At 48.3% G+C, this 21,362-nt stretch carries 17 protein-coding genes and 1 other RNA gene; 7 read left to right on the top strand and 11 right to left on the bottom strand.

Annotation, left to right across the window (positions count from 1 at the left end; translation table 11 throughout):
- Positions 1 to 38 precede the first annotated feature (38 nt).
- The 7 genes from mnmA to LLH06_RS10990 form a co-directional block, all read right to left on the bottom strand.
- Positions 39 to 1,127: a tRNA 2-thiouridine(34) synthase MnmA gene (gene mnmA / locus LLH06_RS11020; RefSeq protein WP_228169345.1), complete on the bottom strand. Its 1,089-nt coding sequence runs from the start codon at positions 1,125 to 1,127 to the stop codon at positions 39 to 41.
- Between the two features lie 98 nt (positions 1,128 to 1,225).
- On the bottom strand, positions 1,226 to 2,593 hold the full coding sequence (locus LLH06_RS11015; protein ID WP_228169344.1) for an NAD-dependent succinate-semialdehyde dehydrogenase: 1,368 nt from the start codon (positions 2,591 to 2,593) through the stop codon (positions 1,226 to 1,228).
- Positions 2,594 to 3,008: 415 nt separating this feature from the next.
- Positions 3,009 to 3,356, bottom strand: coding sequence for a DUF3140 domain-containing protein (locus tag LLH06_RS11010; RefSeq protein ID WP_228169343.1), 348 nt, complete (start codon positions 3,354 to 3,356; stop codon positions 3,009 to 3,011).
- A gap of 56 nt (positions 3,357 to 3,412) precedes the next feature.
- A complete protein-coding gene (locus LLH06_RS11005; protein WP_228169342.1) occupies positions 3,413 to 4,348 on the bottom strand; it encodes a KpsF/GutQ family sugar-phosphate isomerase in 936 nt (311 codons plus the stop codon).
- A 22-nt stretch (positions 4,349 to 4,370) separates the two neighbouring features.
- Complete coding sequence (kdsA, locus tag LLH06_RS11000; protein ID WP_228169341.1) at positions 4,371 to 5,156, bottom strand: 3-deoxy-8-phosphooctulonate synthase; 786 nt, start codon at positions 5,154 to 5,156, stop codon at positions 4,371 to 4,373.
- Positions 5,157 to 5,231: 75 nt separating this feature from the next.
- Entirely contained in the window at positions 5,232 to 7,082 is a 1,851-nt protein-coding gene (locus LLH06_RS10995; protein WP_228169340.1) for an outer membrane protein assembly factor BamB family protein, read from the bottom strand.
- 51 nt (positions 7,083 to 7,133) lie between these two features.
- Positions 7,134 to 7,883 (bottom strand): hypothetical protein, encoded by a 750-nt coding sequence (locus tag LLH06_RS10990; protein WP_228169339.1) that lies wholly within the window; start codon positions 7,881 to 7,883, stop codon positions 7,134 to 7,136.
- 124 nt (positions 7,884 to 8,007) lie between these two features.
- On the opposite strand from LLH06_RS10990, the gene xth reads away from it, so the two are divergent.
- Positions 8,008 to 8,784, top strand: a complete 777-nt coding sequence (xth, locus tag LLH06_RS10985) for an exodeoxyribonuclease III (protein ID WP_228169338.1) — start codon at positions 8,008 to 8,010, stop codon at positions 8,782 to 8,784.
- Positions 8,785 to 9,322: 538 nt separating this feature from the next.
- Here the strand turns inward: xth and hscA are convergent.
- The gene (gene hscA / locus LLH06_RS10980) at positions 9,323 to 11,182 is read right to left on the bottom strand and encodes a Fe-S protein assembly chaperone HscA (protein ID WP_228169337.1); all 1,860 of its coding nucleotides are present in this window, start codon (positions 11,180 to 11,182) and stop codon (positions 9,323 to 9,325) included.
- A 101-nt stretch (positions 11,183 to 11,283) separates the two neighbouring features.
- On the opposite strand from hscA, the gene LLH06_RS10975 reads away from it, so the two are divergent.
- On the top strand, positions 11,284 to 14,115 hold the full coding sequence (locus LLH06_RS10975; protein WP_228169336.1) for a TolB family protein: 2,832 nt from the start codon (positions 11,284 to 11,286) through the stop codon (positions 14,113 to 14,115).
- On the opposite strand, the gene LLH06_RS10970 is transcribed toward LLH06_RS10975, so the two are convergent.
- Together LLH06_RS10970 and LLH06_RS10965 are read right to left on the bottom strand one after the other, a co-directional pair.
- Positions 14,112 to 14,873 carry a copper homeostasis protein CutC gene (locus LLH06_RS10970; protein WP_228169335.1) on the bottom strand — a complete coding sequence of 254 codons (762 nt, stop codon included), beginning with the start codon at positions 14,871 to 14,873 and terminating at the stop codon, positions 14,112 to 14,114. The two genes, LLH06_RS10975 and LLH06_RS10970, sit on opposite strands and share 4 nt — an antisense overlap.
- 184 nt (positions 14,874 to 15,057) lie before the next feature.
- On the bottom strand, positions 15,058 to 16,392 hold the full coding sequence (locus tag LLH06_RS10965) for a dihydroorotase (RefSeq protein ID WP_228169334.1): 1,335 nt from the start codon (positions 16,390 to 16,392) through the stop codon (positions 15,058 to 15,060).
- Between the two features lie 190 nt (positions 16,393 to 16,582).
- Between LLH06_RS10965 and LLH06_RS10960 the strand changes: the two genes are divergently transcribed.
- The 4 genes from LLH06_RS10960 (at position 16,583) to LLH06_RS10945 (ending at position 19,322) form a co-directional block, all read left to right on the top strand.
- Complete coding sequence (locus LLH06_RS10960; RefSeq protein ID WP_228169333.1) at positions 16,583 to 16,912, top strand: hypothetical protein; 330 nt, start codon at positions 16,583 to 16,585, stop codon at positions 16,910 to 16,912.
- Positions 16,912 to 17,466, top strand: coding sequence for an RNA polymerase sigma factor (locus LLH06_RS10955; RefSeq protein WP_228169332.1), 555 nt, complete (start codon positions 16,912 to 16,914; stop codon positions 17,464 to 17,466). The genes LLH06_RS10960 and LLH06_RS10955 overlap by 1 nt, the downstream gene beginning before the upstream one ends.
- Positions 17,463 to 17,828 (top strand): hypothetical protein, encoded by a 366-nt coding sequence (locus tag LLH06_RS10950; protein WP_228169331.1) that lies wholly within the window; start codon positions 17,463 to 17,465, stop codon positions 17,826 to 17,828. The genes LLH06_RS10955 and LLH06_RS10950 overlap by 4 nt, the downstream gene beginning before the upstream one ends.
- A gap of 132 nt (positions 17,829 to 17,960) precedes the next feature.
- Positions 17,961 to 19,322 carry a pyridoxal-phosphate dependent enzyme gene (locus LLH06_RS10945; RefSeq protein WP_228169330.1) on the top strand — a complete coding sequence of 454 codons (1,362 nt, stop codon included), beginning with the start codon at positions 17,961 to 17,963 and terminating at the stop codon, positions 19,320 to 19,322.
- A 62-nt stretch (positions 19,323 to 19,384) separates the two neighbouring features.
- Here the strand turns inward: LLH06_RS10945 and LLH06_RS10940 are convergent, their stop codons facing one another.
- Positions 19,385 to 20,779, bottom strand: coding sequence for a serine hydrolase domain-containing protein (locus LLH06_RS10940; protein WP_228169329.1), 1,395 nt, complete (start codon positions 20,777 to 20,779; stop codon positions 19,385 to 19,387).
- Positions 20,780 to 20,983: 204 nt separating this feature from the next.
- On the opposite strand from LLH06_RS10940, the gene ssrA reads away from it, so the two are divergent.
- Positions 20,984 to 21,351: a transfer-messenger RNA gene (gene ssrA, locus LLH06_RS10935) on the top strand.
- Positions 21,352 to 21,362 lie beyond the last annotated feature (11 nt).

The raw sequence follows: 21,362 nt of genomic DNA, 5'->3' as shown, positions 1-21,362 counted from the left end.
ATTGTTCGGCACATAAAATGGCCTTGCGGATCAGCGCGTCAGATCAAAAAGCCGCCACCTAACAGGTCGCTGCCTTCGTAAAATACAGCCGACTGACCAGGCGCGATGCCCGATACATGGTGATGAAAATCCACCTTCATATGCTCGCCCATTTGTACGATGCTGCTTTCGGCACCGGCATCTTTATAACGGATCTTGGTCACTGCTTCCAAAGGCTCTGTGATGGTCTCGTATTTGATCAGGTTGAGGTCACGTACCCAAGCTTCTTTGCGTTGCAATTCTTCGGCCGTGCCTAAAACCACTGTATTGTTATGTGGGTTGATCTGCGTTACGAACATGGGCTGACCTAACGCTATACCCAAACCCTTACGTTGACCAATCGTGTAAAAAGGATAACCTTGATGCTTACCTACTACTTTGCCATCGGTCAGCACAAAATTACCAGGGCCTACACGTTGGTCAAGGTCTTCTACTTTATGGCGCAAAAAGGCACGATAGTCGTTATCGGGCACAAAGCATATCTCGTAACTCTCGCTCTTGCCAGCCAGTTCTACCTGACCCATGTCCAACGCCATTTGGCGTATCTCGGCCTTGGTAAAGCTACCTAACGGAAATTTGGTACGTGCAAGATTCTGTTGCGATACGCCCCACAGCACGTAGGATTGGTCTTTGTTCTCATCGCGGCCTTTAGATACCACATAACGACCATTATCCTGCAAGCGGATGTTGGCGTAGTGGCCAGTAGCAATGAATTCGCAGTCAAGCTTATCGGCACGTTTAAGTAACGCGTCCCATTTGATGTGGGTGTTACACAATACGCAAGGATTAGGCGTACGGCCGGCCAGATATTCATCAACAAAGTTATCGATGACGTAATTGCCGAATTCGTTACGGATATCCAGTATATAATGTGGGAAGCCGTAACCAACAGCCAGTGCACGGGCGTCATTGATGCTGTCCAGGCTGCAGCAACCGGTCTCCTTAGAGCTACCGCCTGAGGAGGCGTAGTCCCAGGTCTTCATGGTAAGGCCAATGACCTCATAGCCCTGTTCATGTAGCATGATCGAGGCTACAGAACTGTCTACACCGCCACTCATGGCCACCAATATTCTACCGTGCTTACTCATAACAGTCACAAAGATACGCTTTATGCCGTTACACCTAAAACGTGCTTGGTCAGGTAATAGTAAAAGCTATGGCGGTATGGGCCGCCATAGCTTTAGTTCTATTTAACGTAAACAGTTTTGATGTTCACGAATTCGTGGATGCCGAAGATGCCCAACTCGCGGCCGTAACCCGATTGTTTAATGCCACCAAATGGTAGCCGAGGGTCCGACTTGACCAGCGAATTCACGAAGCAAGAGCCAGCCTCCAATTGAGTGGCCGCTATACGTTCGCCACGTTCAAGGTCTTGGGTGAATACGGCGCCGCCTAAGCCAAATACACTGTCATTGGCTAAAGCGATAGCTTCCGCTTCGTCCTTAGCGGTAATGATGGCTGCCACGGGGCCGAATAGCTCCTCGTCAAAAGCAGCCATTCCTTTTTTGACGTTGGCAAGTATCGTAGGAGGATAGTAAGCGCCGGGACCTTCAGGAATGGAGCCGCCTAAGATACATTTCGCCCCGGCATCTATGGAACGTTGCACTTGATCATGAAGCTCATCTCGCAATTCCTGCCTTGCTTGAGGGCCGATGTCGGTGTCCTCCTGGTCAGGAGCGCCCATTTTTTTAGCTCGCATTTTTTCCAGCATCAACTGGGTGAAACGCTCGGCAATAGTCTCCATCACAATGAATCGCTTAGCCGCTATGCAGCTTTGGCCGCCATTGATCAGCCGGCTATCCGTACAAGTGGTGGCCGCTGATTCTAGATCAGCATCCTCTAATACGATGTAAGCATCACTGCCACCGAGTTCCAACACCGTTTTTTTAATGACCGAACCAGCCTTTTGTGCCACCTTTTGACCTGCACCCGTGCTGCCTGTGAGCGTGACGGCTTTGACCAGTGGATGCTCTATAACGGCGTCCACAGCAGCACTGCCAACCATCAGTGTACGGAACACGTTATCAGGGAAACCGGCCTGCTGTACCATTTCCTCGATAACCAGTGCACAGCCCGGCACATTAGAGGCATGTTTGAGCACGCCACAGTTGCCGGCCGCCAATGCGGGGGCCAGAAAACGGAACACCTGCCAAAATGGAAAGTTCCATGGCATGATGGCCAGTACCACGCCGATGGGCTGGAAGGTGGCATAGCTCTTGGTCGCTTCCGTTTCAATGAGTTGGTCTTTCAGGTGGTCGGCAGCGTGGTCAGCGTAATAACTGCATACCGCAGCGCACTTTTCCACCTCGGCAACACCTTGCGTTATAGGCTTGCCCATTTCGCTGGCCATCAGTTTGGCCAATTCAGCCTTTCGTTGATCAAGCACCTTGGATAGATTATGAAGCAACGCTGAACGGTGACCATGATCGGTCGTTCTCCAGGAGGTCCATGCCTGATGTGTTTCTTCAATGATCTGGGTCACCTGCTCAGGAGTATGAGCTTCATATGTTTTGATAGTTGATCCATTAGATGGATCGACAGATGTAATTGACATAATTGAAAAATTTAATTGTTGGCCTTGACCGGTATTGATATAATATAAATAGTCAAAACCTGGCTGAGGTGCTTTAAACGTCGTTTTAGGTCATATATTCGGGTGTTTAAACCCTTGTACAACGTGGGTTTTATGTTAAGGACAGGCGGTATCTTTATTAATTCAGCTGATCAGATCAAAAATATTCTGATGAAAAAATATTAAGACGCTCAGATCAATGAAATTTTCATAAAAATCATGCTCAGGGTTGCAGAAAACGCCTTTCGCGCTATATTTGAAATACGACCCCTAATGAATATGAAAGTAGCAAATTTAACTCTTGAGCAAAAAATGCAAGGCTTTATCTTGTTAGCTATTGGCTTTGCAGCATTTATTAATTACGTAGTATAACCGAACATAAATTATCTACAACTAATTATTTTTTGGAATCATCATATCCCCAGTTTTTGAGGGAATAGTTCCAATTAGTATCAGACACATCGCCTGAAGGCTTTTGGGCGGTGTGTCTTTTTATATAGCCTACTACCTTTTGCATGTGTTTATAGTCGCCCTCTGTAAGCTCGCTTTTCTTCTTCTCTAATATCTTGATGATCTTTTCGCCCGACTTGTGGCCAACTGATTCTCCGTCACCGCTGTCGTAGCCAACTTTTTTTGATTCATCGGTATCCAACCATTTTTTTAGTACCGATGCCGACATGTTGACCATGTCCTTGAACTCGGTGTATACCTCTTTTTTATCATCGTCACTCAAATGCTTTTCCATAAATCCTGTTTTAATAATACCAGAACCGTTCAAAAAAGCTTTTGTTCGCTATAAGGTCAACGAGTGTAGATCTGGTATATTCCTTTAACGGTGCGCTGTTCAGGTGACCCCACTAATATAGTGGTGATCTTGCGGGTCATCATCAGCTCATCAGCTTCATGAATAAGTTCATTTTCATCAATGATCGCAGGGGCGGTGCTCATCATGGTATGAACGGTCTGCTTACTGGTATCGGCGTCGCGTATCAATGCCCTGCGCAGGTCACCATCCGTCACCACGCCTTGTACGTGGTCAGGATCACCTACTATCACCATGCCTAACCGTCCTTCTGACATGCGTAAAAGCAATTCCGTGAACGATATATCGTCTCTAACAAATGGCAATGCTTCGGTACGCATCATATCCTTTACCCTTACCAACAATTTGCGACCCAAGCTACCACCGGGGTGGAAGCGGGCAAAATCTTCCGGCTGGAACTGACGTGCCTCCATAAGCGCTACGGCCAGGGCATCGCCCATTACCAGCGTAGCTGTGGTAGATGATGTAGGAGCGAGTTTAAGTGGGCACGCCTCATGGCTGATGTGCACATTCAAGTGGATATCGGTGTTCTTGGCTATTGTAGAATTTGGTTCTCCGGTCATGCTTATCGTGATATTACCGTTCCATTTGAGAAATGGAATGATCTTGATCACTTCGTCGGTTTCGCCGGAGTAGGAGATGAGCAGCACCAGGTCGTTCTTGCCCACCATACCCAGATCGCCATGAAAGGCTTCGGTAGGGTGCATGAAAAAACTTGACGTACCTGTACTGGCCAGTGTGGCCGCTATCTTTTTACCGATCAGTCCTGATTTGCCTGCACCGGTGATGATCAGCTTGCCATTGCTGTTCAGCACCGCTTGTACCGCCTGTGTAAAACGGTCATCTATCAATTCGGCGGCCTCTTGTAAGGAGGCTATCTCGTCGGCAAATACTCGTGCAGCGATGTCTTTCATAGGAGTGGCGGCGCTTAAATGATCAACGTAGGTCAAGCAAAGGTTCCATTACCTGATCAAGCTCATGCAAACGAACCATATTTGGTCCGTCGCTCAGCGCGTTATCAGGGTCAGGGTGTATTTCCATAAAATAGCCGTCGGCTCCAAATGCTTTAGCCGCAAGGGCCATCATCGGCACAAAGGTGCGGTCGCCACCGGTCTTGCCACCGGCGCCACCCGGGCGTTGTACCGAGTGCGTGCAATCCATACAAACCGGAAAACCGAATTTCTTCATGTCATAGATATTCCGGAAGTCAACAGCAAGGTTGTTGTAGCCGTACATGTTACCGCGTTCGGTGAGGATCACCTGGTCATTACCAGCTTCCACTACTTTTTGAGCAGGGTAATACATGTCCTGCCCCGATAGGAACTGTGCCTTTTTCACATTCACGATCTTCCCTGTTTCAGCTGCGGCCACCAACAGGTCGGTTTGCCGGCACAAAAAGGCAGGTATCTGTAATATATCTACTACCTCCGCAGCAATAGCAGCCTGGTAGCTTTCGTGTATATCTGTAGTGAGCGGCAGGTCAAAGCGTTCTTTTACCTTTTGCATCATCTCTAAACCCTTTTCCAAACCCGGTCCGCGTGATGAACTGGCCGACGTACGGTTGGCCTTATCAAAAGAGGACTTGAACACTACCGGTACGTTATACTTTTGCCGTACACGTGCCACCTGCTCGGCCACCGTATAAAGGAGGTCTTGGCTCTCCATTACGCACGGACCTAAGATAAAAAATGGACGTTGTTTTATTTGCTCAAAAAGGGTCATTGGTCGGTTATTGATCAGCGATGCAAAGGTATCAAAATTTACCTAAGTGTTCTAAAGACACCCATCAGCGTTCGGTCACTTCTTGTAGCTCAAACGCACCACCTTGCCATCCATCGTGCTCACAAAAACATCTTTTCCATTGGCCGTTACCGGGTTCACCAGTGAATTAGACACTTTGTAGCTCCACAGCGTGTTGCCACTTTTGCGTTCAACCGCGTACACGATGCCTGAGTGAGTAGGTACATAAACGATGCCGTTATCCTCGATCAACGCTGATGGTGCCAACTCGTAGGGCAACTGAAGTTTGGCTTGCCAATCCACCTGCATGCTGTCGGCACGGGTAGATACACCGATCACCTGGCCATCCATGGTCTTTGCGTAAACGAAAGCGCTGTCGCCCGATAAGCCGATCGATTCGCGCACGCGATATTTTGGCGTCTTTTTTCGCCAGATGACCTTGCCGTTACTGGCATCAAAGGCGGTCATGTACTGGTCAGGAGCCACAATAAATACACGGCCATAGGCTGCTACCGGGTAACATGCCGCAGGCGATAACATACGGCTTGTAGCACCATTGTTCCATTTCCATACCAGTGCGCCAGTGTTGACGTTGAGGCAATAAAAGTCGTTGTTCCAGCAACCGAAGTAAACGTTGCCTTGATAAAGTAGCGGCTTGGTCACCACAAAGCCGATGACCTGATCAAACGTCCATACCGGTTTGCCGGTGGTCAGATCCAGTGCTCTAAATTTACCATCAGAACTACCGATCAGCACCTTGTTAACAGCTATAACCGGCGATGCCACTACAGCCTTATCGGTCGCTGCGCGCCAGATCAGCTTGCCGGTATTAGCATCAACGCAATAGATATGATCATCACTTGATCCTGCCACGACATAACGACCTTTTACCGCCGGAGTAGAATATAACTTACCGCCGGTGGCGTAGCTCCATGCACGTTTGCCGGTATTTCGGTCGAGCGCGTAGATAAGTCCTTTAGTATCTGTTAAGATCACTTTGCCTGTAAAAAGTGCCATGCCCGAACCAATGTCACTTTGGTCCTGGTAGGTCCAAACCGGTTTTACCGCCGTCAATTGGTTGTTGCGTGCATAGGACGGCCGTGGATAATTGCCGGGCATTTGGTCAAAGTGGTGGTCAGCAAGCGTCACCTCTGCCCATGGACGGTTCTTGCCGATCACAGGAGTGCGCTCTTCAAACGAAGCTTTGCCATCGGCGATGGTAACGATGTTATAACCGCCGATACTATCTTTTGCACGGAGGTTTGAGCGGCCCATGATGGCAGGTATACCTTCAAAATTAAGCTTGTGGTTAGCATGCCCATGGCCGCAAAGAATGAGTTGGATATTGCGGGTCTTGAGGCGGTCAATGATGTTATACCAGTTATTCAAAGCTGAGTCCTGAGGGTAGTGGTTCAGGAAGATCAGTGGCAATTTTTGCGGAGTTGCCTTTACCACCGAATCAAGCCAAACCACGTTCTCACGCGGAATCTGGCCGGGCCCCATACGCATGTTAGGGCCTGAGCTGGTGGCGCAAAAACGATAGCCATTGTGGTCAAAAGCGAACGTCTCGGCACCAAAAACACGCTTAAAGGTATTGCTGCCACTTTCAGACCAGTTAGAATCATGATTGCCTGGAATGATGTAGTACTTGACGTCCAAGCTATCCAATACCTGTTTAGCAAGCTTGAGCTCATTGTCAGAACCGAATTCGGTGATATCGCCCGTGATCACCACAAATTTGAGATCTTTGTTGGCGTTGATATCTTTGACCGTTCGGCGAAGGTCGTCAGGTGCGGTGGGGTTACCGATATGCGTATCGGTAACAAAAGCAAATTTGAACGATTGCGAGAACGCCGCAATGCTGATCAGCATTGCGGCGTTCAATAATATAGCGATCTTGTATCTCATACGTAGCGGTATGCTACAAATATATCGATACAGCGATCAAGCTTTATAAGATCATTGTGTTTTCTTGATGTTGTAGCCCAAGCCTACTACTAATGTTACAAAGGCACTTCCTTTGGTGATCTTCGGACTGTTATTCAACTCGTGGTCGTCAACTTTCCAATCGCTGCGGGCCGCATTGATGTAGTAACCTGCACGCAGACCGATCGGGATGTAGCGATCAACGGTAAAGCAGTCGGTGGTCTTTGATTTGATCTTGATCAGGTAGTCATAGCCAGCGCCCAGATCGATACCGAAGTTGCCCTGGTAAAGCGTTTTGCTTGCGGTGCTGTTCAGGATGGTCTGTGAAAAATCGCTGGTCAGGTCTTGGCGGTTCTTGTCCTGTAAGCGCAGCATCGAACCTGTTAAGTTCACGCCGGCAAATGGATAGAAACGCATATTCTCATTCTTTAACACGTTGTAACCTGCACGGAGGAACAATTGGGCCTGGCCAACACGGGCCTTAACGCGGTTATTACCTTCAGCGCTTGAGGTAGGCGTAATGGCAATACCATCTTCAAATACCCAGTTGTTTTTAATGTGGCTCATTGATAGGCCTAACCAAATGTCGTTACCTTTTAAAGAAGGGATGTTGTTACGATTCAGGATAGTGTTCAATTCGCCCAGGTCGGTATTGCGGTAACCTACCTGGATCTGTGCAGCTCCCGCAAAGTTACGGTTAGCCCAGCTACTTTGGGCTTTCACGGTGATAGAGGCAAAGGCTACCATACCGCTCATAAACAAAAAACGATATAAGAACTTCATAAGATATTGATTTAAAACCTTGGTAAACTACACCTAAAAAGCAACATAGTAGGTATTTTGTTTAGTATTTTAAACTCTTTATTAGAGTGAATGTATGATATAGACCAACTGCTTAACAACAGATATGAAGATCGCAACTTATAATGTGAACGGCGTTAACGGACGCTTACCGGTATTACTGCGTTGGCTGCAGGAGACCCAACCCGATGTAGCCTGCCTGCAGGAACTCAAAGCGCCGCAAGACAAGTTTCCATTAGCCGCCATACAGGAGGCCGGTTACAACGCCATATGGCACGGCCAAAAGAGCTGGAATGGAGTGGCTATACTTACACGCGGTGCCAAGATAGAGGAGGTAAGGCGAGACCTGCCTGGCGATGAGGAGGACCTGCATAGCCGGTACATTGAAGGCGTGGTGAACGGCGTATTGATCTGCGGGCTTTACCTGCCAAACGGAAACCCGGCACCCGGACCCAAGTTCGATTACAAGTTGAAGTGGTTCGACAGGTTGATCGCTCATGCGGCACGGCTGATCGAGCTGGATATGCCTGTGGTGATCACAGGCGATTTTAATGTGATGCCTACCGAACTGGACGTTTACAAGCCTGAACGATGGGTAGACGATGCATTGTTCAGACCAGAGACGAGGGCAGCTTTTCAAAAGCTATTAGATCAGGGTTGGGTGGATGCGATACGTAAACTCTATCCAGACGAGGTTATCTATACGTTTTGGGATTATTTCAGGAACGCTTACGGCCGCAACGCAGGTTTACGTATCGATCATTTTTTGCTGGGACCAAAGGCGGCCGGCCGTTTGAAAGCGGGTGGGGTGGATAGGCAAGTGCGTGGCTGGGAGAAGACCAGTGATCACGGTCCGGTTTGGATCGAGATAGCTGATAAATAAGCTTGTTCGATCTTGATCAGCTTCTGAACAAGAACATATCATCTGGCGACCATAAATGATCATCAGAGCAGCGATAGCCGCGCAGCCAAAGCTGGCCATCTATATTTCGGAGGTAGAAGCCTTTAGGGTGTTCATCGTCAGCATGGAGCGGATAAGATAAGACTGTAAGCGAACCCGCCGGAGCAGCCGATATGTTGATGGTGTCGTTCACAGCGGGCTGTACTGTATACATTAGTCTGATGTATATGGCTAACTCCAGTGTGCATGGGCGGTATCCCATATCAAGTATCCGTTCGCTCACTTGTGATAGCGTAGCACCATGAGCGAAACCCAGGTCCTTTAGTGACGCTACAAAACATCCGCAAATGCTGTATCAATAGAGGCGGTCAAGTGGGTGGTGAGCAGTGTTACGGCGTGTTGATTTAGCTGGATATGCGCATCAAGCAATTTTTGTATCAACGGGTCCTTTTCCAAGCCGCCATATCCACATTGACTAACAAGCAAACGCGGTGGTCTTTCGTTACCTGGCGTCTCAGTATTACTCGTCAATGCTTTTGCCTTTCATGGCGGTGCTGATGGCCTGGTCCATCACACGTTCAGCGTAGGGGCGTGTCAGGTTGTTCAGCTCGTCTACCTTTTTCAGGATAAGGTCTTTATCGCCGCTGGTCAGTACCTCTTTCAAGGCCTGAATGTAAGTATGGGTCTCGGCAACTTCGGCTACAGTAAGCAATTCGCCATGTTTTTGGATGAAGCGTTCAGCTGTATACACCATTTGCTCACCTTCGGTGCGAGCCTCGATCACCATGCGCTGGCTCACGTCGTCTTTAGCGTGAGTGATGCTATCCATCAGCATTTGTTCTACCTGCTCGTCAGTTATACCGTAAGCCGGCTTCACATCAACCTCCTGCTTGGTGCCCGACCTAAGCTCAATGGCTTGTACTTTCAATATGCCATCAGCATTAAGTAAGAAGTTGATATCAACTTTCGGGAAACCTGCTGGCATAGCCGGGATACCTTTTAGGTCGAATTCGGCCAGCTTGCGGTTCTCTTTTACCAGGTCGCGTTCGCCTTGGTAAACCGATATCTTCATGTTCACCTGTCCATCCACCGAGGTGGTATACTGGCGGCCGGCCTTGGTGGGTACTTTGGAGTTACGCGGAATGATCACATCCATCAAACCACCCATGGTCTCGATGCCTAATGAGAGCGGAGTAACATCAAGCAACAGTATGTCCTTACGGTTACCCGCTAATATATCGGCCTGTATGGCAGCACCTAGAGCTACCACTTCGTCAGGATTAAGGTCATCATGCACAGGGCGACCGAAGAACTCAGCCACTTTGCGTTTCACCAGATCAGTACGGGTAGAACCGCCTACCATGATCACTTCATCGATATCGCCAACGGACAGCTTGGCATCGGCCAGGGCGTTCCTGCAAGCGTTGATCGTCTGCTCAACCTTTGGCAAGATCAGTTCCTCAAAGGTATCGCGATTAAGGGTGCACCAGATCTCGCCTATTTTTTCGTTGAACAGGCTTTGATGAGCGAACGCTTTTTTAGCCTCTTCAGCTTTCAGGCGTAGTTGTTGGGTCAGCTCGCGGTCGTTTGCAAGCGCCACTTTATCTAATTGGTTCTTTTCGATCCAATACTCGAATATGGCGCGGTCAAGGTCATCGCCGCCTAAAAAGGTATCGCCATTGGTGGACAAAACTTCAAATATGCCGTTCTGTATTTGCAGTATTGAAACGTCGAAAGTGCCGCCACCAAGGTCATATACGGCAATGGTCTTGGTCTCTTCAGGGTCTAAACCGATGCCATAGGCCAGGCTTGCCGCGGTTGGCTCGTTCACTATACGTAATACATCCAATCCTGCTAATTTACCAGCATCGCGGGTGGCCTGACGTTGTGCATCGTTGAAGTATGCCGGAACGGTGATCACTGCACGGTTCACCGGAGTTTTTAGCGCATGTTCTGCACGGTCCTTCAGTTCTTTCAGGATAAGTCCCGACAGCTCGATAGGGGTGTAAAAGCGGTCGCCCACTTTTACCTTAACGAGGCTCTCAGTGTTATCATCGATCACACGGTAGGAGAAAAGGTCTTTGTAGTTCTCGATATCGCTGTATGAGCGGCCCAGCAAACGTTTTACTGAAAAGATCGTGTTTTGTGGGTCGGTCACCAAGTATTGTTTGGCCTCGTTACCCACTGTGATGCTACCGGCACCATCAAAATGTACTACTGATGGCACCAAAACGCCCTTGCCGGCATCATTGATCACCTTTGGGTTCTTATCAGGATCAATGAATGCTACCAGTGAATTAGTGGTGCCCAGATCGATGCCGACAATGATGTCTTCCTTTTGTAGCGAACCCGTTGCCAGGTTGATGGAAACTTTAGCCATAACATTTACTTAACAAGCGGCAAATGTAGGTAGTTTTAAGCTAAGGCATGTCATATGGATGTGAATTGAACTTTGATAATTTCTACTTATTTTCACACCTGATGAGCGATCACTGTTTTACCCGCGTACTTACTGTCGGCCTCTTGTTAGTTACCCTTGGCGTTAAGGCTCAGCAGTTCGGTGGCAACCCGCCATCTATCAAGTGGGACCAGGTGAATACCCCTGCGGCCCGCGTCATCTATCCGCGCGGTATGGATAGTGCTGGCAGGCGGGTGGCCAACGTGATCGGGCAGATCAATAACGCCATTAAACCTACCATAGGCTTCAGGCAAAAACAGGTGAACGTAGTGCTACAGAACCAGTTGGTGACCACCAATGGTTATGTGGGATTGGCGCCGTTCAGGAGTGAGTTCTATTTGGTGCCTGCGCAGAATAGCTTTTCATTAGGTAGCCTCAACGTGACCGATCAGTTGGCCATACACGAGTTCAGGCACGTACAGCAATACAATAGTACCGACGTTGGCCTTACCCGGTTATTGCATATTCTTTTTGGCGAGGGCGGACAACAATTGGCATCCGGTCTTTCGCTGCCCAACTGGTTCTTTGAAGGAGACGCAGTTTTTAACGAAACTTATGTCACCGAGCAGGGCAGGGGGCGGCTGCCGTATTTTTTTAACGGCTTCCGCAGCCTGTGGGCAGCCAATAAAGATTACAGCTGGATGAAGATCCGTAATGGATCTTACCGTGATTACACCCCCGACTGGTATCCTTTAGGCTATATGATGGTCGCCTATGGCCGTGATCAATATGGAAGTGATATATGGCGAAAGGTAGGGCATGATGCTGCAAGTTACCGGTCGTTGATCTATCCGTTTCAAAGTGCGGTGAAGCGCAATACCGGTCGAAATTTCACGAGTTTTCGCAACGCGGCGCTTGAAAAATTTAAAACGCAGTTGGTCGACGATGGACTTAAGCAAGGTGCAGCCAAATACAAAAAGAATCAGCACTTCATCGGTAATCAGGAGTTCCCTGTTTATGTGAACGATAGCACACTCATTTATCGTACATCGTCATATAAGCAGCGGTCGGCTTTCGTGATGCGCACAGGCACAAAGGAGGAAAGGATACGATTAGCCGACTTTTCCATCGATAGTTATTTCACTTGCCGGAATGGGCAGATCGTATATGCGTCGCGCCGGCCCGATGCACGTTGGGGTTACAGGGAGTTTAACGAGCTGAAGGTGATCGACGTAAAAAGTGGCGCGCAAAAGAAGATCACGAACCGGACCCGCTATTTTGCGCCAGCGTTCAATGCCGACAACAGCCGGATCGTTGCTGTTGATGTGCCCACCGATGGGCAGTATGCTTTGCACATCCTCGATGCCGATGGTAAACTGATCAGCAAGGTCCCTAATTCTGAGCATCTATATTATACCTATCCCAAATTCTACAACGAGCAGCAGATCGTGTCGGCTGTGCGTAAGCCAACGGGGGAAATGCTGTTGGCGCTGATAGATATTGCCACTGGTAATATAGAACCGCTAACACCGGCTACCATAGCGCCTAAGGCGTTCCCGGTGGTGCAAAAGGATACTATTTATTTTACGGGCACCTCTGGCATTGACGATAAGCTTTTCGCCGTGAGTGTGGCTGACCGTAAATTGTATGAGTTGGAAGGTGACTCGCTACGAAATTTCATCGGTAACTACCAGCCTGCCGTAAGCGATAATAAGATCAGTTGGGTAAGCTTTAGCGCCTTTGGTTTCCGCTTGCATGAGGCATCTAAAGCGACTCTACAACCTCGTGAGGTGAAAGCTCCATTGGGCTTGCCTGATATGCAGGTAGCTTCCTTGCAGCATGGTGAGGGGGTGAATGCATTGAACAAGATCACAGATCAGCCCTTGCCTACCAGCAAATATCCAAAGTTCACACATCCTTTTAACTTCCATAGCCTGATCCCTTACATCGAGGATCCTGATTATTTGGTGTCATTGATGGGTCAGAACATATTGAACACCTTGCAGTCAGAACTATCGTTCGGCTACAACCGCAATGAGGGTTATAAGCAGATCGGTGCCACCATGATCTATGGGGCCATGTTCCCATACCTGTTTGGTGGTGTACAGTACACCATTGACCGGCGCGACCTGCGGTTAGATCAGAACCGTAACCCGGTGGAGGTGAATTGGAACGAGACGCGACTGCAAGCCGGCCTGCAACTGCCGCTATCATTCGTTAATGGCCGTAACATATCGCGCCTGAATTTGAGCAGCAGTATCAATTACAGTATCACCGACGTTAAGCAGGCGGCATTTCGCAGCTTATATCCTGATAACACTTATTTAAGCAACTCCATCACGTTCAGCAATCAAGTATCAAAACCTCAACAGCTGATCTATCCGCATTTTGCTCAAAATATCACGCTTAGCTTCCGGAACACGATCAATGATCTTAGCGCCAGGCAATTTTTGGTATCAGGCAGCTTTTACTTCCCGGGATTGTTCGACACACACAGTTTGGTGATCAGTGCCGCACACCAGCGCCGCGACCGCAACTACAGCATCTTCTCTAATCAGCTATCGTTCTCAAGGGGTTACACGGCCGATAACCTGTACCGACTATATAAATTCGGAGTGAATTATCATTTTCCTATCGCTTATCCCGATGCGGGATTCGGCGACCTGGTTTATCTACTAAGGTTGAGAGGGAACGTTTTTTATGATCACACCCACGGCATTGATCAGTACCGGAGCGGTGCCCAATTCAAGGCAAACTTTCGTTCGGCAGGGGCAGAGTTATACTTTGATACGCAATGGTTCAACGAAACCTCGATAACCTTTGGGCTGCGTTACACCCGTTTGCTCGATCGCGACATTTTTGGCGGTTCTGGTCCTGATCGCTTTACGCTGATCTTACCGCTGAGTATCTTTTAAGATACCGATATGGCTTCATTAGCTTTGGCCAAGATGTTGGCTACCCGTTCGGCATTCGTCTCATCCAGGTCATACTCGTGCATATAACCGTCGCCCATCATGATGTGGCTGTTGTGATAGGTCATGGCGCTTCGGCGTTTGGTGCGTGCCGATGAATGGATGCAATTTGCTGAGGTAAAGTTGATGAGGTCGGTCACGTTGTACTCGCTGATGCCGCCACCCGGTATGATCCCGATGCGTCCGTTGGCACGTTGTATCAGTTGCGCGATCTTGCTGGCCCCTTCAATGGCCGTGGTCTTTCCGCCTGAGGTGAGTATGCCGTCAAAACCCAAGGAAATGATGTCCTCCATTGACCGGAACAGGTCGGCGCAAAGATCGAAAGCTCTATGGAATATGATGCTCATTCCCGCTTTTTTGACGATGTTGACAAGCTCGGTGCAACGCGGTTTATCCACCGACCCATCCGCGTTAAGGATGCCCACCACAATGGCATGGCAACCCAGCATGGTGCACATCTCGATATCCGCCTTCATCACCTCGAACTCCCGATCAGAGTACAGGAAATCGCCCGCCCTAGGCCTGATCAGTACATGTATGGGTATTTGCACGTGTTGTAGCGTCGACCGTATCTGCCCATAAGAGGGTGTGGTGCCCCCGTCATGTATGTTATCACACAGTTCGATACGGCTGGCGCCTCCCTTTTGAGCAGCTATGGCAGATCCAACGGAGTTGGCGCAAACCTCGAGCGATATTTTCATGGTAAAGTAGGTTGAGTGAGTAAGGGTTAACTTCTAGGTAATATATCCCTACCAAGATAGCCTACGAACGCAGTAATTATACTATTTATTAATAAAAACTTTCTTCACTGCTAACAACCTACACGAATACCTGAGATTCAATATTATACCAGTCATCCTGCCGGCCACTCAAAAGCCACGCTAATTAGCGTTCGAACGTCATCCTTTGACCCAACACCGTATCATTGAATGAGCCGTTGGCATAAGCCAGATGCCCTGAAACTATCGTATGGGTAATGCTTGCCGGCATCACGGTGCCTTCGAACGGGCTCCAGCCACATTTGTAAAGCGTGTTCGCCTTGATCACTTCCCACGGGCGGTTCAGGTCGGTAAGTACCAGGTCGGCCCAATAGCCCTCACGTATAAATCCACGGCGTTCGATCTGAAAACAAGTGGCCACATTGTGAGCCATTTTTTCGACCACCTGTTCAAGGCTGATCTTACCTTGCTGATGCAGAGCCAGCATAGCCGGAAGCGCATGTTGTACAAGCGGTCCGCCTGATGGTGCCTGCAGATACGGTTGAGCCTTTTCTTCGATGGTGTGCGGCGCATGGTCAGTGGCGATCACGTCGATACGCCCATCCAACACAGCCTGGAGGATCGCGTCACGGTCTGTTGCCGATTTAACGGCCGGGTTCCATTTGATCAGGTTACCCTTTGTGGCGTAATCCGCATCGCTGAACCATAGGTGATGTACGCAGGCCTCGGCGGTTATCTTCTTGTCTTTTAATGGGATCTCATTACTGAATAGCTCCAATTCTTTAGCTGTGGAGATGTGAAGGATATGGAGCCTGGCGCCATGCTTTTTAGCAAGTTCTACCGCCATTGATGACGACAGGTAACAGGCCTCGGCGCTACGTATGATCGGGTGGTATTCAATTGTGATGTTATCGTCCAGCAATTCCTTATAATGGGCCATATTGCGTTTGATGGTCTCCTCGTCTTCGCAATGCGTAGCGATGAGCATAGGCGAACGAGAAAAGAGATTCTCTAATGTTCCAGGGTTATCGACCAGCATGTTACCGGTAGAGGAACCCATAAATACTTTTACCCCACACACTTGCTTAGCATCCGTACGCAGCACCTCTTCAATATTGTCATTAGAGGCGCCCATATAAAACGAATAGTTGGCGAGTGAGGTTTTTGCGCCTATATCATACTTATCTTGAAGTAGTTGCTGTGTTAAGGTGTTGGGTACGGTGTTCGGCATCTCCATGAATGAAGTGATGCCACCGGCCACCGCCGCACGCGATTCGGTGAATATATTGGCCTTGTGGGTCAGTCCCGGCTCGCGGAAATGCACCTGGTCGTCTATACAGCCCGGTAACAAGTGGAGCCCTTCGGCATCGATCTCGGTGTCGGCTTTGACATCGATATGGCTATCTACTCGCTCGATGAGGCCGTTGTTCACCAAAACATCAGCTACAAATTGACGGCCCTCGTTCACTACGTTGGCCTGTTTGATCAGGATGGAAGACATACGGCGAAAATAATAATAACTCACAAAACCGGGCAGATCGATCGCTTTTAACTTGCACAATCATTGAACGCGCGGATAAGAAGCAGATAAATGCAGGTTTTTCTGGATATTTATATGTTTTTCTGAACTTATTATCGGCATTTGTAACCTTCGCAACGAGCAGGTAATCAAAAAGGCAAAAATCAAAATTATGGATATTATCATCATGTTCGTTATGCCGGTGACCATCGTACTGATCATCTGCTTTTTTTTGACCTGGTTGTTCTTACACAAGGCCCGTCACCGCGAAAAGCTTCTCCGTCTGGAGAAAGGACTGGAGCCAATACCCGCCACTACAGGTAGTGGACGGAACGCACTTTTAACATTGGGCATCCTGGTGATAGGGGTGAGTGTCGGAATGGCACTGGTAACTGCCATTAACCGTATGGGCTACTTTGCTGGCGATGGCATATTTGTAGGGATAGTGGGCGGCTGCAGCGGCATAGCACTCATCATTGCCAGCAAACTTAACAAGGCCTGATGAACAACGAACCTCACGAGGACCTTGTTCATGTAGACAAACTGATCGCCGGTGATACATCGGCTTTCAGGTATTTTATACGTGCCTATCAGGATATGGCCTTTACGCTGGCGGTGTCCATTGTTAAGGACGAGTCGATAGCGCAAGAGGTGGCGCAGGATGCTTTCATGAGCGCGTTCAAAAGCATACGTACGTTCAACAGGCGGTCGGCGTTCAAGACCTGGTTCTACCGCATCGTGGTCAACGCGGCTTTTTTGGCCTTGAAGCGTATGAAACGCGACCGGTCGGTAAAATTTGAAGAATATGATACCGAGATACCTGATGATGCAGGAGGAGAGGAGCACTTTCAAGAACAAATGGAGTTGGTGAATGAGGCGTTCAAGTTCATGCCACCTAATGAGGCACTGATCTTGCGACTGTTCTATTTAGAAGAGGAAAGTATCAAGGAAGTAAGCGCCATCACCGGCTTTACAGAAGCTAATGTCAAGGTGATCTTGCATCGCGCCCGCAAACGCATGAGCAATATCATACAACAAATAAAGGTAAGCAAATGAGTATGGACAACGGATCGAACGATCAATATAAATATAGCGAGGCTATCAAGAAAAGCCGCCTTACAATGCCCGATATGTCATTCGAAGAAAAAGTGATGATGGGCGTGGAGTTGGAGGTAGAACGCAGGCAAGATCGCAAGTATCTGATCTACGCCATAGCCTGCCTGATGGGCTTTGCCATATCGGGTGTGATCATTATCTCGACCATTAACGTGTGGTGGCCCTTGTTGAGCAGTTCGTCTTCAAGGATGGTGGGCTCGGTGGTCAGGTCTGTATTCGTGTTAGCGATATTGATATCATTGGATAAGATATTGGGTCTTTGGAAACGCTACCGTACTATGAGTGCCGGCACATTGATGTGAGCCGATGGGACGAAGACCAGATAGCGATCAAAGGACTATTGGGATGCGAAGCCATCAAGACGTCAAATAAAAATAATATCGGTCCACAAAGGCTGTATTTCCGATTAATATTCTCAATTTTGTCCACTAATTATGTGGAGTAATAACATATTAGAGACCATTGGCAATACGCCATTGGTAAAGCTTAATAAGCTGACCAAAGATATTAAGGCCACTGTATTGGCTAAGGTAGAGACCACTAATCCGGGCAACTCGATCAAAGACCGCATGGCTTTGAAGATGATCGAGGATGCTGAAAAGGATGGCCGTTTAAAACCAGGGGGCACCATTATAGAAGGTACATCGGGCAATACCGGTATGGGCCTGGCGATCGCTGCCGTGATCAAGGGCTACAAATGTATATTCACCAGTACCGATAAACAATCAAAGGAAAAGTTTGATGCCTTACGTGCCTTTGGTGCCGAGGTGATCGTTTGCCCTACCAACGTCGATCCTGAGGACCCGCGTTCTTATTATTCGGTATCATCACGTTTGGAGCGCGAGGTGCCTAACTCGTGGAAGCCTAATCAATATGACAACCTGTCGAACTCACAGGCACACTATGAGCAAACGGGACCGGAGATCTGGGAGCAGACCGAAGGGAAGATCACTCACCTGGTGGTAGGTGTGGGTACAGGTGGTACTATTTCTGGCACTGCCCGTTATCTGAAACAAAAGAACCCTGATCTGCAAGTTTTAGGTATCGATACTTACGGCTCGGTGTTTAAAAAGTATAAAGAGACCGGCATCTTTGATAAGAACGAGATCTATCCATACATCACCGAAGGTATTGGCGAAGACTTTTTACCTCAGAACGTGGACTTTAGCCTGATCGACCATTTTGAGAAAGTGACCGATAAGGATGCTGCGCTGATGACCCGCCAGATCGCGATGCAGGAAGGCATATTTGCCGGTAACTCCAGTGGATCGGCCATAGCGGGTGTGTTGCAGATGAAAGACCGTTTTAAAGAAGGTGATGTGGTGGTGGTGATCTTTCCTGACCATGGCACCCGCTATTTAGGTAAGATGTATAATGAGGACTGGCTGCGTGAGCGCGGTTTCTTGAAGGATGATAAACTTACCGCACGTGATATCATCAGCAAAAAAGAAAGCTCTGAGATCATTACCATCGATGTAGAGAAGAGCGTACTGGAAGCGATCAACACCATCAAAACGCTCAGCATATCACAAATACCAGTTACTCAACACGGTATGGTGATCGGCAAGATCACTGAAAGTGATATACTGGACGCTTTATTGGAGAACCCTTCTTTGAGGTCGCAACCGGTGCAAACCATCACTACCGCGCCGTTCCCATTCGTTGATCTGAATACGTCTATCGATAAGATATCGGGCATGATCAATAAGGATAACATTGCGGTATTGGTTGAAGATGAGAAAGGCAAGATCGAGATCATTACTCAATTTGATATCATTAACGCGATATCCGCATAGTGCAGAATGATCTTAAATAAAAAAGAGCGCTGTCCATTTGAATGGGCAGCGCTCTTTTTTTGTCATTTTGTGGTATGGCTGTCCTGTTTGCGCCACATGAGCTGACCCATGTTCAAAGTGGTTACCCGGCCGTTCGGGTCGGTCAGGAACTCATATATGATATTGTAGCCGTTCTTGCCGGCACCTTTAAAGGCGCGCCGCCCCGACACCGTTAGCGGTTTGGCAGGAATATCGTTTTCCAGGTAAGTGGAGTATAGCGAACCGTCCTTTAAATAGATCTTCAATGTATTTTGAGTACCCACTAATTGATAGGTACCTGCGTAATCGGTCAAGGCAATAGCAGGCGCAGTAGTGACCACACCATCCATGATCTTACCGATCACGTCGTTCACCCGGTCGAACTCAAAGTTATTACTGTTGGTCAGGATCACCCAGCCGATCTTTTTGCCAGGACTGATCATCACTTCTGAGCGGTAACCCAAAATAGAACCCTCGTGAAAAGTGTAAGGGTAGGAGGGTTTCCATCCGATGTTAAGTGCCATCATCATGGCCTTATCAGCATCGGGCAATATCGAACTGTTGTGTTTGAACTGAGCACTTACGAATTTGGCCATATCATTACCAGTAGAATAGATGCCGCCCGCATACGAGGCCGAATTAGGCTGAAAAAATGGTGTGCGTTTGTAAGTATCGATACTATCCTGATAAACATAACCCTTTGCGACCACATCCTGCTGTTTAGGGCCGGTCAGAAAGCCGCTACTGTTCATTTGCAAGGGGCGGAAGATCTTCGACGTGACGTATTCAGCATGCGTAGTGTGCGCGGCACGTTCAATAGCGATACCTAAAATACTGTAGCCCAAGTTGGAGTAATGCCGATCACTATACCCCAGGAAATGGTAGACCGGGTATTCGCGCTCGATCTTACTAAGTGATCGTAGTAACTCTTGCTTGGTCGATGGATACAACACGTTAATGTTTTCTTTACCCAGCATCCAGCGGTCTATCTGTTGAGTAAAGTTTAGGTCGGCGTGAGTATTACGCGGTAGTCCGGCGGTATGCGTGGCCAATTGGAGCAAAGTGGTTCCCTGCAAGGGATATTCGGGAACATATTTCCTAACGTCGTCTTCCAGCGTTAACATTTTGTTATGCCTCAATTGCATCAGCATAGTGGCTGTAAAAAGCTTAGATACAGACATGACCGGATACTTGCTATCCACGGTGGCGGGTACTTCCTGATCAACGTCGATATAGCCGCTGGCCTTTTTATACACCACTTGCTGGTCATTCACAATAACCAACACTAAGCTTGGCGAATGGTACCGCTGTCTGAAGCCTTCTACCGCTGCGTCAAGCTGCTTTGCAGCACTGTCAGTCAAAATGGTTTGCGCCCGGCTGCAAATTGGAAGCAGCATCAGTAACAGCAATGATTTTTGAAATGATAAAGATCGTGTCATTGTTCGGCAGGTTTAGTGTTTGACCACCAGTTAATTAATTAGTTACGATCAGGCGAAAATACTTTGTGACAGGGGGAACAATGATGGGTCAGCAGAAAGTGTAGAATAAGAATACGTGGCAGAAGTAACGATCTGGCTCAAAATTTGTACATTTGCCAATACTTATCTGTTGCTATGACAGAGCCAGTACTCATCAATAAAAATGGGGTCGACCGGAATTGACAGGATGGAGATAAGTAAGTAAGCATGCAGCGCGTTGGGTGAATTAGCGCTCTAATCTGAACGCTCAAACTTTTAAATGGCGAAAATAACTACGCCTTAGCTGCCTAATTTAGAATTAGCATAGCTTTTGTCCCGCCGGTCTCCCGTTCCATCGGGCCGGCATCCGGGGCATCGACAGACGGAACTGGCTTGCTTAAGGTGCGCTAAGCAGGCGAGAACAAGCACCTACGGAAGAAGGTATAGGTGAGTTACTGACCTTCCCCTTCCCGACAATTTAACAGAACTAAGCATGTAGAAAGCTTACCTTATACCATGTTTGGACGAGGGTTCGAATCCCTCCGGCTCCACTAAGTAGGTATCA

It is taken from the genome of Mucilaginibacter daejeonensis (assembly GCF_020783335.1).
GTDB lineage: Bacteria > Bacteroidota > Bacteroidia > Sphingobacteriales > Sphingobacteriaceae > Mucilaginibacter > Mucilaginibacter daejeonensis.
This window is presented reverse-complemented; position numbering and strand designations above follow the sequence as displayed.

Excerpts from the sequence above, each read along its gene's own strand:
- mnmA (WP_228169345.1), bottom strand. The coding sequence starts at position 1,127 with ATGAGTAAGCACGGTAGAATATTGGTGGCCATGAGTGGCGGTGTAGAC.
- LLH06_RS11015 (WP_228169344.1), bottom strand. The coding sequence starts at position 2,593 with ATGTCAATTACATCTGTCGATCCATCTAATGGATCAACTATCAAAACA.
- LLH06_RS11010 (WP_228169343.1), bottom strand. The coding sequence starts at position 3,356 with ATGGAAAAGCATTTGAGTGACGATGATAAAAAAGAGGTATACACCGAG.
- LLH06_RS11005 (WP_228169342.1), bottom strand. The coding sequence starts at position 4,348 with ATGAAAGACATCGCTGCACGAGTATTTGCCGACGAGATAGCCTCCTTA.
- kdsA (WP_228169341.1), bottom strand. The coding sequence starts at position 5,156 with ATGACCCTTTTTGAGCAAATAAAACAACGTCCATTTTTTATCTTAGGT.
- LLH06_RS10995 (WP_228169340.1), bottom strand. The coding sequence starts at position 7,082 with ATGAGATACAAGATCGCTATATTATTGAACGCCGCAATGCTGATCAGC.
- LLH06_RS10990 (WP_228169339.1), bottom strand. The coding sequence starts at position 7,883 with ATGAAGTTCTTATATCGTTTTTTGTTTATGAGCGGTATGGTAGCCTTT.
- xth (WP_228169338.1), top strand. The coding sequence starts at position 8,008 with ATGAAGATCGCAACTTATAATGTGAACGGCGTTAACGGACGCTTACCG.
- hscA (WP_228169337.1), bottom strand. The coding sequence starts at position 11,182 with ATGGCTAAAGTTTCCATCAACCTGGCAACGGGTTCGCTACAAAAGGAA.
- LLH06_RS10975 (WP_228169336.1), top strand. The coding sequence starts at position 11,284 with ATGAGCGATCACTGTTTTACCCGCGTACTTACTGTCGGCCTCTTGTTA.
- LLH06_RS10970 (WP_228169335.1), bottom strand. The coding sequence starts at position 14,873 with ATGAAAATATCGCTCGAGGTTTGCGCCAACTCCGTTGGATCTGCCATA.
- LLH06_RS10965 (WP_228169334.1), bottom strand. The coding sequence starts at position 16,392 with ATGTCTTCCATCCTGATCAAACAGGCCAACGTAGTGAACGAGGGCCGT.
- LLH06_RS10960 (WP_228169333.1), top strand. The coding sequence starts at position 16,583 with ATGGATATTATCATCATGTTCGTTATGCCGGTGACCATCGTACTGATC.
- LLH06_RS10955 (WP_228169332.1), top strand. The coding sequence starts at position 16,912 with ATGAACAACGAACCTCACGAGGACCTTGTTCATGTAGACAAACTGATC.
- LLH06_RS10950 (WP_228169331.1), top strand. The coding sequence starts at position 17,463 with ATGAGTATGGACAACGGATCGAACGATCAATATAAATATAGCGAGGCT.
- LLH06_RS10945 (WP_228169330.1), top strand. The coding sequence starts at position 17,961 with ATGTGGAGTAATAACATATTAGAGACCATTGGCAATACGCCATTGGTA.
- LLH06_RS10940 (WP_228169329.1), bottom strand. The coding sequence starts at position 20,779 with ATGACACGATCTTTATCATTTCAAAAATCATTGCTGTTACTGATGCTG.